Origin of the sequence: Mesorhizobium denitrificans (assembly GCF_003403035.1) — a bacterium.
Taxonomy (GTDB): Bacteria; Pseudomonadota; Alphaproteobacteria; order Rhizobiales; family Rhizobiaceae; genus Mesorhizobium_G; species Mesorhizobium_G denitrificans.
The window spans coordinates 1-13,501 of sequence record NZ_QURN01000004.1 but is presented as its reverse complement, the minus strand read 5'-3'; the positions used below and the strand labels follow the sequence as shown (position 1 = coordinate 13,501).

Sequence of the window (13,501 nt, the reverse complement as noted above, 5' to 3'; positions counted from 1 at the left end):
GTGACACATGAGAAAAGAAAAAGCCGCTGAGGCGACGGGCCTCAACGGCTTGGTAGATAAAGCGAATTCAGCAACCGCTTTCTACCAAGCCTCTCCACTAAACACAAATGATATTGCACCGTGGGAGCACATATCCGCTCCGTTGGACCATGTGATTGCCAAGCTGTCGCAGGCGTACGCAATCTCGCAGCCGCTTGCGCGTGCAATTGCCGAGAACGCCGGTCTGGCAAGGAGGGCTGCATGAATAGCACCTCATATCCGTCGCCCGGTCAGAACCTCATTGGCTTACGTCAGCGCCATTTGGATTGGCTCCGGCGCTCAGGTGTCAATATCCAGTCATTGATATTCAGCCGATATCATCAGCCCTCGGCGATCCAACTTGGCTATGGCGAGGTTGCACCTGACGGTCGCTTTGATTTCTCTGAAGATGGCGAAGCTTGGCTCGCCTTCGACATTTTCGACGGCTTCATGGAGCCGGTTGATATCGGCTTTTGGCAACCGAGAACTGGCGAACTGGCAACCTCAGAAGGGCGTACCTTCGCGCTCGGACAGGAGATTGTCGACGATCCGGCGACATATTCCTTCGACTGCCGCCTGAACATCTTTGCTGATCCACTCCAATGGCTACAGGCAGATCGTGATGGGATTGTCGTGGTCGATTGGTCGTTGGCCTTCGACCGGCTGCGGGACGTGCCGCGCATAGCCGTCGATGAAACCCTCATCCTTCAATACCGCAGGCATATGCAGCCGCCCAAAGGTCCGGAAGTCTTTGTTATCGCAGGCCGGAGGGTTGCGGCATGAATGAGATAAAGATCATTCCCATCAGCGAATACGAAGCACAGCACCCTGCATGGCCAGAGCCGGATATGCGGTATCTGCGCTCCGAACTGCCGGAGCCGCCAGCTTTGCCACTGCGTGATGTGTTCTCGTCCAAATGGGTGGAATGGATCGAGGCAGCGGCTGAAGCCAAGGCAGCACCGCCTGACTATGTGATGGCAGCGGTCCTGTCCGTCTGCGGTTCGGTACTCGGCAATGCGCGTTGGCCTCTGGTATGGGAGGGCTGGGCAGAACCACCTGTCCTTTGGTCGGTCATTATTGGCAATCCTTCTGCCAACAAGTCACCTGCGTTGGACGCGGTGCTTATTCCATTGAAGCAGGCAGAACGTCGTCAGCGCGATAAGGCGAAAGCGGAAGTCGAGGAATGGCGTTCAAACGCTGAAGTCGCAAAGCTCGCTGAGAGTGCGTGGAAGGAGCAGGTCAAGGCCGCCATCAAGGCTGACGAAGATCCGCCTGCAAGACCTGCGAGCGCCGATCCCGGCCCCGAGCCATTTCTACCCCGGCTGGCTGTTTCAGACACGACAGTCGAGCGGTTGGCTGTCATTCTATCTCGGCAGCCGCGTGGCGTTCTTGTCTCTCGTGATGAGCTTGCAGGATGGCTGCAGGGAATGGCGAGGTATTCTGGCGGTGGAAGCGACAGGCCGTTCTGGTTGGAAAGCTATGGCGGTCGTGGCTACACGGTCGAGCGCATGGGACGTGATCCAGTCTATGTCGAGCGCCTGACCGTGGGTGTGACCGGCGGCATCCAACCTGACCGGATGCGTACTCTGCTGATGAAATCGGATGATGACGGGTTGCTTGCCAGGTTCGTTCCGATCTGGCCGCATCCAGCGCCGGTAAAGCGTCCAACACTCTTCCATGATGATCTGTTCATGGAAAACGTTATTGGCAGGCTGCTTATGCTGGACATGCCAACCGATGCGGATGGCAACAAGCGCCCCTGGTTCATTCCGTTCACAGATGATGCCCGCAACCTGATGGATGATTTTCGCCAGCAGGTACGAGACTGGGAGAACGAGAGCGAGGGATTGCTCAAGTCCTTCATCGGCAAGCTTCCCGGTATCGCAGCACGTCTCTCGCTCATTCTGACCTATCTGGAATGGGCGTCGGAAGAGGCAGATGAGCCAAGAGAGATTGGTGTCAGCGCATTTGGCAAGGCTGCGCATCTGATCGAAGCATACCTTCTTCCAATGGCGCGGCGCGCTTATGCGGATGCTTCGGTATCAAAAGAAGAGCGCGCGGCGAGGCGGCTGGTCCAACTGATAAGAGAGCAGCATTGGCGGCAGTTCACCATCAGGCAAGTCGTTCGTTGTGCTCGTCCGAGCCTCAAGAGCGCCGACGAAGTAAGCCAGTCGATAAAACCGCTTGAGGAAGCTGATCTGGTTCGCGCGGTTGAAAGCTCGGCAAAGTCGCAGGGCGGGCGTCCCATTCGCCTCTATGCCGTCAATCCAGCACTACTCGGAAGCCAGAAATGACACGCTGGCTACAAGCAGCAAAAATGGGTTCAGGGGTGTTTGACACAACTGACACAACTGACAAAACCCTCCACATCGTACCTACCAATTCCCTAGAAGCAGCGGGCACTCACCCCCACAAAACTCATAGTTCCGAGGTTTTGTCAGTTGTGTCAGTTGTGTCAAAGGGGGGTAAGGCGGATTTCGGCAATGGCGAGGGCCATCAATCCTCACCTTTCCTGCATGATAAAGAATCGCTGAATGCTGAGTTCGAAGAACGCGCGGCAATCCTCGAGTTCGATGCGGACTTTTCACGGCGGGAGGCGGAACGGCGCGCAAGATTGGAAATTTATGGCTCAGACGACGCAGAAGGCGGGCCGCTATGATTTATCTAGCTAGCCCCATAAAACGTCCGCGAGCGACAAAAGCCGAAATCGAAAACCGTCGTGCCGCGCTTTGGAATATCGTTTGGGAAATGCATCCCATGACGGTTCGGCAGGTTTATTATCAGGCGACGGTTCGCAACATTGTCGAAAAGACTGAAGCCGGTTACGCGAAGGTGCAGACCGACCTTGCCATCATGCGCCGGACGGGACGTCTGAGCTATGACTGGCTGGCGGATAACACCCGCTGGCAACGTAAGCCGCGCACCTTCGACAGCATTGAGCAGGCACTACAGGACACGGCCCGGTTCTATCGCAAAAGCCTATGGACCGATGCTGCATGCTATGTCGAGATATGGCTCGAAAAGGATGCACTTGCCGGCGTCGTGATGCCGGTGACGTCGCTCTACGACGTGCCACTCATGGTTGCGCGAGGATATGCCAGCCTTTCGTTCCTTCACACGGCAGCCGAGTTCATTTCATCGCTCGACGTGCCAGCCTATGTCTACCACCTTGGCGATTACGATCCCTCGGGCGTTGACGCGGGAATGAAGATTGAGCGTGACTTGAGGGAAATGGCACCTCGCAGCGAAATTCACTTTGAACGGCTGGCAGTTTCACCTTCTCAAATAGAGCAATGGAATTTGCCAACGCGTGCCACGAAGACCAGCGACAGCCGTTCGAAGAACTTCGGAGAAGTGTCGGTGGAGTTGGACGCCATTGCTCCGGACGCGCTTCGAAGCCTCGTGGAAAGTGCTATCAACAGGATTTGCCGCAGGACCAACTCAGGATTCTGCAGGTCGCAGAGCAAAGTGAACGAGAGCACTTGAACAGCATCGTGGAACTTCTCGGGAGGGCAGCGTAATGGCGATCCACTCGCTTCTGACTGCCCTCCTTCCAGCATCAGCGTTCGTGCTCTCTCAAGCGGAAGCCGCCTTTCACGAAGCGCAGATGCGCAAGGAACGCGATATCGCCTCTGCCATCAAGGACCGGTCCAGCTTGGCAGACGGCTACTGGAAAGCCGCTCATGCCGCCCGGCTACGCTATGAAGCGGCCAAGGGCGTGCACGCGGCGCTTCTAGAAGTTTTGGCCGATGACCAGCGGGACAGTTAGAGCGATAAGCTACCCTCGGCCCATTGAAGCCCCGAATTCAATTGCGTAGAAAGCTGTATGGAAGAACGAAAGTCAAAACCAACTGTTCGCGCGCGTGCCAACGCCATCAGGTCATTTCGCTGCAAAAATTTGGTCGCGGTTATCGAAGACCCGACCGATGTTCGGAACATTGGCGCTGTCATACGCAACGCCAATGCGCTTGGCGTAGAGAAGGTTTATATCGTCGATCCACGCCGGTCCCTCCCCGATGACTGGCAGGATATGAGGGAGCGCAAATCGCTTTCAGCTCCATCTGTATCTGCCGTGAAATGGACCTTCGTTAAGCGATTTGACAGCACTGAAGCTTGCATCGCTCACCTTGAGAAGAACGGCTATATATCGGTCGTCACCTCGCCGCATGTAAAGGGCAAGACCAACGTTTATCTCCATGAAGGCGATTTTACACCTCATGCAAAGCTTGCGGTTTGGTTCGGCAATGAGGCGCGTGGGATAAGCCCGCTTGCGGTTGAACACAGTGAGATGTGTGTGGCAATTCCAATGTTTGGAATGATCGAAAGTCTCAACCTTGGGACATGCTCGGGGATCGTTCTTTATGAGGTCGCAAAGCAGCGGCGCGAATACCAAAGCAAATTCCGCCGTGCCGGCAAAAAGGGGCAACGTGCCACGCAGTTACCCGTCGTTCCCAAACGCGAATCTGACGAAGTTATGACTTGAATGCACAACGCGGCATTGCTTAATCAATGGCTAGAGACAAATAAGTCTCGGATATCACACCGGTTTGAAATCGAGCGCATCGGTGATTGGAGCAACGCGGAGTCGCAAGGAATCACGCTGGACCTTTATGGTACGTCGGTCGCAAGTCGACTGACGCTATGGCCCGAAACTGTTGCTGACACGAAAACGCCCTTCGCCGATATTGAAATTATCAATGTCGAAACCGGTGAAACGATTTCTTCCGAATGCTTTGTGGAATTCAACGCAATGCTTCTCAATCGCCGGCTCGACGAAATTGAGAAGAACGCATGAAGAAGGAAATCGAGAAGGCGACTGAAATTCTTCAGGCACATGGATGGCTGTTGGGCTTCATGGCTGCGTTCAATAATACGGCCTTGCCTGAACGTGCGGATGGTCTGCGTAAGGGCATGGCACGACGCGTCAAACCATTGCCCGTCATTCTTGATCGCAAAGGTTATGAAACCTCAGTATGAGGCAGTTTTGAAGAGAATTCAAAAGAAGGAAGGTGACGTTTTCATCGTCCCAATAACCGACACGCAACATTGCTACGCTGTGGCCCTTAATCATCCACTGTTTGGATTTTTCGATGTTTTGTCTGATACAGAACACAGTGTTTCATCCATCGATCGGTATGATGTTTTGTTCGCTGTTTGGGTGATGGATTATGCTGTAAAAAAGGGTCGTTGGCGGAAGCTTGGCCATACAGAGAAATTTAAGGGATGCTTCGAGGGCACGCGTTTCTTCAAACAGGACACCATAAATGGTCGTCTAACCTCGTACTGCGACACAGACGGCAGTGAGTTTCCCATTAGTTACAATGAAGCAATCGGCTTGGAGGCTGCGGCGGTATGGGACCCCGAACACGTCGAGCAACGGCTTCGCGACCATTTTGCCGGTGTGCCCAATAAGTGGGTCGAAATAATGAAGCTCAAATCGTCACCGCACAGTCATTCTTAGGGACGCAGGCAACAGTATGAATGGTTGCGCCTACTTGATCCACCCTCGTTTCATTGTTTGGTGGTTAGCAGCAGGCCATTAATGGAGGCAGATTGTGTGATCAAAGTTCATGATATCTACAGCTCGATCTTTGATAAATCAGGCCAATATATCGACTTCCGTGATCTACCAAAGCAAGCCGATGTTCATATCTCGGTTCGGCTTATCATTGGCTTTGATGAAACGCCCGCTGCAGACATATTCGATGTCGACGTAGTCACGGGACGTTACGCTGAAGAATGTCGCGCAGGTAATTGCCCGCTTCCGAATGAAGGGCGCGTCCTTTGCTTCGATACATTTGATCCGCTAGAAGTTGAGGCCGAAATTTACAGGTGCATCTCACAATGTGATCTGGGCAGTTACGAAGAAAGCAATGATTGCCTGAGAAGAGTTTTCTTTTGGGAATTCGAAGGTATGTAGCCGATGCTTGGGTTCATCGCTGGCCGTAGCGCATGAAAAGTAAATTGAGATAATTGATCCTAGGCCAAATCGTTCAAATCACGACTGCCACTATGTCGATGCCAGCTTTTAAGCACCTAAATAATGACTGGAATGCCGAGCCCAATGCACCTTGCGAAAAGGTGACGGTGAGCGGCCAAACAGTGCGGCTGACGTTTTTCCTTAACCCGTGGGCTTACGCGGCAGAGGAAGACGAGAGGGCGTGCCTGACCTTCGACCAATGCTCAATGTGGAGACTGGGGGCGACCAACGACGAGGGGTGGTATGCTGGTGAGTGCCGCTATGGCAAAGCTGCTCCGGCTTGGGGCGAGTTTTATGAACTGCTTGGCGAAGACGACCAACAACTCACGCCGACAGACTGGCACATAACTGCACCGCTGCATTTCCAGCAGCGGCATTTCCTCTTCTACCTTCGGGACAATATGTTCGAATGCTTTGCTGCTGAATGGCGTTTTGAGCGCCGCATTCCTGCCGAATAACCCGCCACCGTTATGATTCGCAGCCCAATCCTTGTGGCAGGTCGCCGGTAATATCGGTCCACCCGCTCGGAGCGGTCAAAGGCTAGCCCGTAGTAGCCAACGACCATTTGAGGACTTATCTCGTATCAATGTGCTTCTGACCGAACAGCGTCGAGCGCTTTATCGAGAACTGACGTGTCACTAGAGGGCATGCCGCTGTCGATTTTTTTAAGCCAGCTGTCATATCCCTTCTTAATGACGAGCATACCGAGTTCATTCAGATCCTCCGAAACGATTTCAAAATCCTCGTCAATATGTCGTTGTGCCACGTTAGAATGCGTTGATAGAAGACCATTCCTGCACAAGAAGGACACGAATACCCGAAACCGCTCAATGGTTTCCTCACGACTTTCAGGATTGCCTTTGGTGCTTGTATGCCATGCGACCTTGTCAACCATGAATGAACGGCTCATTAGGGTGTCCTCATAATTTCAGGCGGAACATCCTTCTGGTCAATCCGAGAACCGTTCCGAAGCCGACACTCCGCTAGTCGAGATGCCGAACGATGTATTCAACGCGGCGTTCGCGTCTGAAAACATGGCCGCAAATCAGAATAGCAAAATCATCCAATTCTTGTGTCTCGCTGCTCAAACCAAAAGTAGCGATTCATCGAACCAAATATCTTCATATCCGGCGGCATCAAACAGAAACCGCCAACCTGGCGGCAAACCAAGAAATCGCACGACCGGAGAGGACGCTTCTATCAAATGCGAAACATGAATTGGCTGAAAGAAGTCGGCGGCGGATGACAGTTCTTCGCCGCTCCATATATACCATCCGGTTGTGTCACCGACAGGCAAATGCCTCAGCCCATTTATTGGCTCGTTGAAAAGATCAAAATTCTGAGAGATCCCCACTTTGCTCGACACTGGACTTGGCACAAAATCAGCACCAATGCGGTCACACAGTGCGCGCTGCCCCAACCGTACCTCTGGAAATGTGATCATTCGTGCCGCCCCCCAATCGCCGATTTTGCCAAAGCGCTTCGGTTATCACATCTTACTGTGTCGAGTGTCTAATAGCAGCGCATTCTCGAACAACACCGGACACACCCGGACAACCTTGGATACACTATAACACATTGATTGTATTACTTTATTTATGCTCTCTGAAATGCTAGATTCTGTGTGTCCACAAGAGGCACGCAGACAATGCAAACAATCAAGGCAGATCTGATCAAGGCTCGAATAACCGGTGCAGACAAGGGGATCATCCTCGATGCTGCCCGTCGTCGTGGCCAGTCCATTTCCGAATTCATTCGCGCAACTGCGCTCAAGGCAGCGGGGGTGCAGTGATGGTCGGCATTCTCGATTTCCTGAGCGGCATCCTCAACCCGGAACAACAGAACCGTCTTGCTGCTGTCGCGCAGCCTTCGAATGGCTCAAATCGACTGCTGTTCCTCGGTGGTGACGATACACCTGCTGGCGGCGGCACATTGGACGCTGTCGGGCAACGTATCATGCAGCAGCAACTGAACCCGTATATGGGGGGTGCCACCCCTATCAACGCACAGCCTGCAGTTTCAGGAACGGCGTCTGCATCAACTATGCAGGATGATCCGGCTTCGAAATCCCTTTCCGGCAGCCAGACTGCTGCAACTGGTCGAGCAGGTTCGGCAAGCGCATCGGGACAGGGCTTTGGTGGTTTTCTTCAGAACCTTTTCAACCCTGAACAAAAGGGCCTCAACGAGACTGTGGCCTGGCTGCAGCGAAGAGGCTACGACGCGGGTGCCGCCAACTATATCGCCCACAACAAGGACATTCTTCGCAATGTCCTGAATGAACAGATCATGGGCGGCAAGCCCAATGAGTACCAGCAGCGTGCTCAGGCACTCACTCAGGCAGGCGTTGATCCAAACTCGGCTGAAGGACGGCGTTATTTCCTCACCGGCAATCTGCCAGAAGCGCCAAAGCCATATGAGCCGCCAGACGCGGTCCAGACATTGGAATGGCGAGCGCGTGCTGCCGGACTGCAACCAGGCACTCCCGAATATCAGAGCTTCATGCGCGTCAACGGCGGTGGAGTAACGACCAACGTCAACATGCCGGTCGACAACGAGTACGACAAGACAGTCGGCAAGGGCTTTGGCGAACGCTTCCTCGATATCCAGAAAGATGCACAGACGGCAGGCAAGGCCCTCAACAGCCTTACCGTCATGGATCAGGCGATGAACCAGCCGGGCTTCTATTCCGGAACCGGTTCGGGTGCAGTTCAGTATGCAAAGCGGGTTGCCGCAGCTCTTGGGCTTGATCCTAACGGCGTCTCGGACATGGAAACCTTCAATGCCATGACGAAATCCGCAGCACTGGACAGCATGGGTGGTTCACTTGGCACGGGCTTTTCCAATGCCGACCGTGATTTCGTGCTCGATCAGGTGCCAAACCTGTCCAACAGCCCTGAGGGCAATCGCCAGTTGATCGACATTCAGCGCAAGCTGGCGCAGCGCAAGCAGCAGGTTGCAAAACTGGCTCGTGGCTATGCGGAAAAGAACAATGGCAGGATCGATGCGGGCTTCGATGATTATCTAGCCCAATGGGCAGAGTTGAACCCGATCTTTCCAAAACGCCCTTCAAAACCAGCACCAGCAAACGTTACGGGTCCGGAACGAGTAAGGAATCCTCAGACAGGTCCGAAGCCGCGAGCCCGCAATCCGCAAACGGGACAAGTCATCGAATGGAACGGCAGTGAGTGGGAGCCAGTACAATGACGGATATTCGCCAGCCCATTCCGCTGCCTCCGGGCTTCGTTCTTGAAGACGAACCGCAACAGCCTTCACAGCAAACCACGCCACAGCTTCCGGGTGGCTTTGTGCTGGACGCGCCGCCTGCACTTGAATCCGAAGGTATCCGTCAGGGGCGCAGTGCCGCACAGGGCTTTGCCGATCTGGCAACATGGGGATTGGCTGACGAGGCTGCCGCTGCAGTTGGAACGCTTGGCGGCATGCTGCCGGGTGGTCATGGCAAGGGATACAGCGAGCTGCTGGACGAAATTCGCCATACCAGCGAGGACGATGCCAAAGCTTATCCAAAGTCGCATCTTGCGGGTCAGGTTCTGGGTGCGGTTGGCAATGCATCCGGAATGGCTCGTGGCGGCCTGTCTCTTGCGGCCAATGCCACCCAGGCAGGCAAGGGCTGGTTTACGCGTCTTCTGAGCGGTGGGGCCGATGGTGGCCTGCAGGCAGCAGGCTATGGCTTTGGCTCTGGGGAAGGTGTTCAGGACCGTATGGCACGTGCGGCCTACAACTTCCCGCTAGGTGCTGCGCTGGGTAGCGGTGGAGAATTGCTCGCAACGGGCATTGGTGCCGGTTCGAAGGCCCTGTTTCGTGGCTCGGACGATATAGCCAAGGGGGTCAATCCGGCTGCCAATGTCCAGACGGCAAACGAGTTCGGAATACCTTTGTCCAGAGCGCAAGCAACGCGTTCCATTCCACAATCCAATATCGAGAACCAGCTTCGCTCTCAGGGCAGCATGTCCGGCTTCGACGCAGCACAGCGCGAAGCACTCGGCGAATCCGTAAATCAGGTGCAAAGAGGCCTTGCCGGTCCAAACGTTCCCATTTCCTCTGCTTCCTCGGCCTATGAAGCCATTCCGGGCAGACTGCGCAGTGTCAGGGACATGACGAAGGCAGCATCGAAAGACGCCTACAAGGTCATTGACGACAATGACGTCTTGGTTTCGGGAGAGGCAGTGCGTTCCCTGCCGGACTTCATTCGCAACAGGCTGACCTCTGACCAGATTCTGATCGACCCGATGTATCATCAGGGTGCAGCGCGTGCGATGGCCTATATCGATGACTACATTGGCAGGCTCCCCAAGCCATCCGGCGATGTGAAGAACATCGACGCTCAATTGCGCTGGGTGGAAAGCCTTCGTGCAGGCTTACGCAAGAACTTTCCGCCAATCGGACAGGATGCACCGGCCCTGAAGGCCATTTCCGGTTCTGTCGACCAGTGGATGGACGACATCTTCGACAACGGGCTGGTCTCGGCTTCCGATGATGTTCTCGACCAACTGAAGACGGCGCGTTCCAAGTGGTCGGATTACATGAGCATTGCCGATCCTAAGCTCAAACAGGGACGCACATTCAATCCGCAATATGAAGCCCAGCGTGCAGTAAAGGCCATTTCGGAAAAGGATATGTCACCGGAAGAAATCGGTCAGTACCTTTGGGGCTCTTCCGTCGCTTCTCCGAAGAACATGTCGTTCATGACCGCGCAGCATCTTCGCAAGGTGCTTGGACCGGATAGCCCGGAATGGAGCGCGGTACGTCAGTCATTCTGGCTGCGAGCTACCCGAGCGGGTGACGAGGCGCTGAACCCGTCCCAGATTGCCAAGAATCTCGACGGTCTTCTCAACGGTCAGGGAAAGTCGGTTGCGTCGACACTGTTCTCAGACGGCGAGCGCGAACTGATGGGCAAGTACCTTGCCACCATGCGCATGCTCTCACCTGCCAGGGAAGGATTGAATACCAGCAACACGGCCAACAGGATGTTGCCGCAGCTTCAGCGCTATGGGACTGCCATCATGGGCACGCTGGCTGGCGGTGGAGGCCTTTACGGTGGTCTGGGCCCATTGGAGGCGATGGGCGTCGGTGCTCTTGCCACAGGGGCGCTAAAGGGCGCTGGCGCGCTATCCAGACAGGCAAAAACCTACACCGCGACGCGTGTTCCTGTTCCGAAGATGGCATCCGGTCAAGGTGGTGTTCTGCTCAGGGCGCCGGGCATGCCGCTTCTGGACGACAAACGTCAGGGCTTTTTGCCTGCCCGCTAGAACAGGCTCAAGACCCAATCGCGGAAAGGAACGGAAACATGCGTTTCCACCAGCGGCAGCACGAAGCGGATAAACAGGCTCATGCCAATGATGAAAAGCAAGGAGCAGAACGTTCGGAAGGCGATCTTTCCAAGCGGGCTGAAATGATCCGGAGGCCGGAAGTGATCATAGTACATAGGGCGAAGAATACGCCGGAAACGGCAAAGGTAAAAGCGGTGCAAATACCGACCTATGCCGAAGTTCAGGCTAAGATTGCGGACCTGCTGACAAGAGATGTCCAACGTGGCTTGCAGGAAGAAACGGCTGCTTCACTCGCTGCTGTGTTCACGACCACAAGCAGGACGGACGTGGACCTGTTCGATTTCATTGCCTTCTCGAAAGCCTGTCATTCGGCAGCGGACGTGATGCGCAAGCATGGTGATCTCGATCAGGCAGGCCTTTATTTCGCAATGGGACAGGACCTGCTCACTAAGGCTGCTGAAGCCTACAGCGCACTTGTTGCCGCATATGGCCAGACACAGCCCCAACACTGAGGAATATAAATGGCCAAAACAGCACAAGCCCCAGCCAAGCCTTATGAGCCGACGCCCCGCGAGAACAAGGCGCTTTCGGCATTTGAACTTCGCAGACAGAACACGATTCCCACACCTGTCATGAAGGCAACGAAGAAGGGCAAAGACCTTCGCATTGCTCCTGACCATGAAGATAAAGAGACAGGGTACAAGCTGATTATGGAAGCCATCGGCACAGCCGACCCGGACTTCGTGCAGATCGCTCTGGAGCAACTAACTAAACTGGCGATACCCGGTGCAACGGCTCCGTGTACTCCCGAAGCCCTCAATGCCAGTCTTGCCCTTGTGCGGGGCATTCGCCCGCAAGATGAGGTTGAGGCCATGCTTGCCATCCAGATGTCGGCAATTCACATGGCAACCATGACAACTGCAGCCCGTCTTTCAGTCGCCAAGGAAGTTACATGGATCGAATTGCACGAGAAGGCGCTGAATAAGCTCGCCCGCACTTTCACGACGCAGATAGAGGCCCTGAAGCGCTATCGTTCCAAGGGTGAACAGAAGGTCACGGTCGAGCATGTCACCGTCAACGAGGGTGGGCAGGCCATCGTTGGCACTGTCACACAGGGGGGTGGGGTATGATCGAAATTATGCAACATTACCCCATGAGCAAGGCACATGCTGCGCCTCGTTGCTCGGCACGCTCGAAGCGAACCGGATTGCCCTGTAAGGGTCCGGCAATGAAGGGTTGGAAAGTGTGCCGCAGTCACGGCGCGCGGGGTGGAGCGCCCAGAGGCGAGAAGCATGGCAACTACCGCACAGGCCGGTTCACGTGCGAGGCAATCGAGGCAAGGCGCGAAACGGCAGCGCTTATCGCTGCCATGAGGCAAATGTCATCGAATGCACCCTGATGAGATTGAAGGTGTGGCCATCATGGCCATACCTTTGCTCTCAAATCAGGCCGCAAGGTGTATGCATGACACATATACCTTGCCATTCCTCGGAAATGACCGAGCGACTTTATTGTGATCCGAACTAAGGCGGGCACCCTTCCGAGTTTTGCTCTCGGAGTACGTAGGCCTGATTGAATCCGTCCCCACTCGGTCTTGAGGCACTGGCCCCGCCGTCTCAGCCTTTGACGGCGGGGCTATTCGTAACATCGAGCGAACTGTTGTGAAGGCCGCAACAAAACATCTTGGTTCGTCACAGCCATTTTCTGCTCCCATTCCCAAAGAAGAAATCCTGTGTAATCAAATGACTGTGATTTTTCGTGGAATGAGGACCCTGCTTAAGGGGTGATTTTCGTCCAAACGGGACCCCTTAACGTGGGGTCATCAAGATGCTTCCGGTTTTATCGGAGGCATTTGTTTTGGATGTTGATTGTGGAGACGATTGCAAAGATACGCCGGCTGTCGCTGGTGCAGGGAAAGTCGATCAAGGCGATCTGCCGGGAGCTGAAGATCTCCCGGAAGGTGGTGCGCAAGGTGCTGCGGTCGGACGAGACGGAGTTTCGTTACGAGCGCAAGCATCAGCCCTATCCGCGGATGGGCGCCTGGCGTGAGAAGCTCGATCTGCTGCTGTCGGTGAATGCGGCGAAGTCTCAGCGGGAGCGGCTGACACTGATCCGGATATACGAGGAGCTTCGCGGCCTCGGCTATGACGGCAGCTATAGCTCAGTGTGGCGGCATGCGCAGGATTGGGAAGAGCAACGCGGCAGTGCCGCGGCC

General features: G+C 54.8%; 20 protein-coding genes. 18 read left to right on the top strand and 2 right to left on the bottom strand.

Annotated features, from left to right (window positions below):
• The first annotated feature begins 7 nt into the window (after positions 1-7).
• The 12 genes from DY251_RS21240 (at position 8) to DY251_RS05020 (ending at position 6,456) form a co-directional block, all read left to right on the top strand.
• Positions 8-244 (top strand): hypothetical protein, encoded by a 237-nt coding sequence (locus DY251_RS21240; protein WP_137113416.1) that lies wholly within the window; start codon positions 8-10, stop codon positions 242-244.
• On the top strand, positions 241-801 hold the full coding sequence (locus DY251_RS05065; protein WP_116622792.1) for a hypothetical protein: 561 nt from the start codon (positions 241-243) through the stop codon (positions 799-801). The genes DY251_RS21240 and DY251_RS05065 overlap by 4 nt, the downstream gene beginning before the upstream one ends.
• Positions 798-2,312, top strand: coding sequence for a YfjI family protein (locus DY251_RS05060; protein WP_116622791.1), 1,515 nt, complete (start codon positions 798-800; stop codon positions 2,310-2,312). The genes DY251_RS05065 and DY251_RS05060 overlap by 4 nt, the downstream gene beginning before the upstream one ends.
• Positions 2,309-2,677: a hypothetical protein gene (locus tag DY251_RS21235; RefSeq protein WP_137113417.1), complete on the top strand. Its 369-nt coding sequence runs from the start codon at positions 2,309-2,311 to the stop codon at positions 2,675-2,677. Before DY251_RS05060 ends, DY251_RS21235 begins: the two co-directional genes overlap by 4 nt.
• Before the next feature lie 98 nt (positions 2,678-2,775).
• Positions 2,776-3,504 (top strand): hypothetical protein, encoded by a 729-nt coding sequence (locus tag DY251_RS05050; RefSeq protein WP_245415866.1) that lies wholly within the window; start codon positions 2,776-2,778, stop codon positions 3,502-3,504.
• A 34-nt stretch (positions 3,505-3,538) separates the two neighbouring features.
• The gene (locus tag DY251_RS05045; RefSeq protein WP_116622789.1) at positions 3,539-3,787 is read left to right on the top strand and encodes a hypothetical protein; all 249 of its coding nucleotides are present in this window, start codon (positions 3,539-3,541) and stop codon (positions 3,785-3,787) included.
• Positions 3,788-3,844: 57 nt separating this feature from the next.
• Positions 3,845-4,501, top strand: coding sequence for a TrmH family RNA methyltransferase (locus tag DY251_RS05040; RefSeq protein ID WP_116622788.1), 657 nt, complete (start codon positions 3,845-3,847; stop codon positions 4,499-4,501).
• Positions 4,502-4,813: a hypothetical protein gene (locus DY251_RS05035; protein ID WP_116622787.1), complete on the top strand. Its 312-nt coding sequence runs from the start codon at positions 4,502-4,504 to the stop codon at positions 4,811-4,813.
• Positions 4,810-4,995 (top strand): hypothetical protein, encoded by a 186-nt coding sequence (locus tag DY251_RS21430; protein WP_158553224.1) that lies wholly within the window; start codon positions 4,810-4,812, stop codon positions 4,993-4,995. The genes DY251_RS05035 and DY251_RS21430 overlap by 4 nt, the downstream gene beginning before the upstream one ends.
• A complete protein-coding gene (locus DY251_RS05030; protein ID WP_158553223.1) occupies positions 4,979-5,479 on the top strand; it encodes an Imm26 family immunity protein in 501 nt (166 codons plus the stop codon). Before DY251_RS21430 ends, DY251_RS05030 begins: the two co-directional genes overlap by 17 nt.
• Positions 5,480-5,575: 96 nt before the next feature.
• On the top strand, positions 5,576-5,938 hold the full coding sequence (locus DY251_RS05025) for an Imm8 family immunity protein (RefSeq protein WP_158553222.1): 363 nt from the start codon (positions 5,576-5,578) through the stop codon (positions 5,936-5,938).
• 167 nt (positions 5,939-6,105) lie between these two features.
• Complete coding sequence (locus tag DY251_RS05020) at positions 6,106-6,456, top strand: hypothetical protein (protein WP_137113419.1); 351 nt, start codon at positions 6,106-6,108, stop codon at positions 6,454-6,456.
• A 125-nt stretch (positions 6,457-6,581) separates the two neighbouring features.
• Here DY251_RS05020 and DY251_RS05015 read toward each other — a convergent pair whose 3' ends face one another.
• Both DY251_RS05015 and DY251_RS05010 read right to left on the bottom strand, forming a co-directional pair.
• Entirely contained in the window at positions 6,582-6,908 is a 327-nt protein-coding gene (locus tag DY251_RS05015; RefSeq protein ID WP_116622783.1) for a hypothetical protein, read from the bottom strand.
• 174 nt (positions 6,909-7,082) lie between these two features.
• Complete coding sequence (locus DY251_RS05010; RefSeq protein WP_116622782.1) at positions 7,083-7,442, bottom strand: immunity protein Imm33 domain-containing protein; 360 nt, start codon at positions 7,440-7,442, stop codon at positions 7,083-7,085.
• Between the two features lie 204 nt (positions 7,443-7,646).
• On the opposite strand from DY251_RS05010, the gene DY251_RS21425 reads away from it, so the two are divergent.
• The 6 genes from DY251_RS21425 to DY251_RS04980 form a co-directional block, all read left to right on the top strand.
• A complete protein-coding gene (locus tag DY251_RS21425; RefSeq protein WP_158553221.1) occupies positions 7,647-7,790 on the top strand; it encodes a type II toxin -antitoxin system TacA 1-like antitoxin in 144 nt (47 codons plus the stop codon).
• The gene (locus tag DY251_RS05005) at positions 7,790-9,202 is read left to right on the top strand and encodes a hypothetical protein (protein WP_116622781.1); all 1,413 of its coding nucleotides are present in this window, start codon (positions 7,790-7,792) and stop codon (positions 9,200-9,202) included. The genes DY251_RS21425 and DY251_RS05005 overlap by 1 nt, the downstream gene beginning before the upstream one ends.
• Positions 9,199-11,265: a hypothetical protein gene (locus DY251_RS05000; protein WP_116622780.1), complete on the top strand. Its 2,067-nt coding sequence runs from the start codon at positions 9,199-9,201 to the stop codon at positions 11,263-11,265. The genes DY251_RS05005 and DY251_RS05000 overlap by 4 nt, the downstream gene beginning before the upstream one ends.
• 38 nt (positions 11,266-11,303) lie before the next feature.
• A complete protein-coding gene (locus tag DY251_RS04990; protein WP_147307418.1) occupies positions 11,304-11,798 on the top strand; it encodes a hypothetical protein in 495 nt (164 codons plus the stop codon).
• 9 nt (positions 11,799-11,807) lie between these two features.
• Positions 11,808-12,416, top strand: coding sequence for a hypothetical protein (locus tag DY251_RS04985; RefSeq protein ID WP_116622777.1), 609 nt, complete (start codon positions 11,808-11,810; stop codon positions 12,414-12,416).
• A 731-nt stretch (positions 12,417-13,147) separates the two neighbouring features.
• Positions 13,148-13,501, top strand: a 354-nt coding sequence (locus DY251_RS04980; protein ID WP_483466591.1) for an IS21 family transposase, incomplete at its 3' end; no start/stop codon positions are given.

Excerpts from the sequence above, each read along its gene's own strand:
- DY251_RS05010 (WP_116622782.1), bottom strand. The coding sequence starts at position 7,442 with ATGATCACATTTCCAGAGGTACGGTTGGGGCAGCGCGCACTGTGTGAC.
- DY251_RS05040 (WP_116622788.1), top strand. The coding sequence starts at position 3,845 with ATGGAAGAACGAAAGTCAAAACCAACTGTTCGCGCGCGTGCCAACGCC.
- DY251_RS05050 (WP_245415866.1), top strand. The coding sequence starts at position 2,776 with ATGACGGTTCGGCAGGTTTATTATCAGGCGACGGTTCGCAACATTGTC.
- DY251_RS21235 (WP_137113417.1), top strand. The coding sequence starts at position 2,309 with ATGACACGCTGGCTACAAGCAGCAAAAATGGGTTCAGGGGTGTTTGAC.
- DY251_RS04990 (WP_147307418.1), top strand. The coding sequence starts at position 11,304 with ATGCGTTTCCACCAGCGGCAGCACGAAGCGGATAAACAGGCTCATGCC.
- DY251_RS04985 (WP_116622777.1), top strand. The coding sequence starts at position 11,808 with ATGGCCAAAACAGCACAAGCCCCAGCCAAGCCTTATGAGCCGACGCCC.
- DY251_RS05060 (WP_116622791.1), top strand. The coding sequence starts at position 798 with ATGAATGAGATAAAGATCATTCCCATCAGCGAATACGAAGCACAGCAC.
- DY251_RS05005 (WP_116622781.1), top strand. The coding sequence starts at position 7,790 with ATGGTCGGCATTCTCGATTTCCTGAGCGGCATCCTCAACCCGGAACAA.
- DY251_RS21430 (WP_158553224.1), top strand. The coding sequence starts at position 4,810 with ATGAAGAAGGAAATCGAGAAGGCGACTGAAATTCTTCAGGCACATGGA.
- DY251_RS05015 (WP_116622783.1), bottom strand. The coding sequence starts at position 6,908 with ATGAGCCGTTCATTCATGGTTGACAAGGTCGCATGGCATACAAGCACC.
- DY251_RS05065 (WP_116622792.1), top strand. The coding sequence starts at position 241 with ATGAATAGCACCTCATATCCGTCGCCCGGTCAGAACCTCATTGGCTTA.
- DY251_RS21240 (WP_137113416.1), top strand. The coding sequence starts at position 8 with ATGAGAAAAGAAAAAGCCGCTGAGGCGACGGGCCTCAACGGCTTGGTA.
- DY251_RS05030 (WP_158553223.1), top strand. The coding sequence starts at position 4,979 with ATGAAACCTCAGTATGAGGCAGTTTTGAAGAGAATTCAAAAGAAGGAA.
- DY251_RS21425 (WP_158553221.1), top strand. The coding sequence starts at position 7,647 with ATGCAAACAATCAAGGCAGATCTGATCAAGGCTCGAATAACCGGTGCA.
- DY251_RS05000 (WP_116622780.1), top strand. The coding sequence starts at position 9,199 with ATGACGGATATTCGCCAGCCCATTCCGCTGCCTCCGGGCTTCGTTCTT.
- DY251_RS05035 (WP_116622787.1), top strand. The coding sequence starts at position 4,502 with ATGCACAACGCGGCATTGCTTAATCAATGGCTAGAGACAAATAAGTCT.
- DY251_RS05045 (WP_116622789.1), top strand. The coding sequence starts at position 3,539 with ATGGCGATCCACTCGCTTCTGACTGCCCTCCTTCCAGCATCAGCGTTC.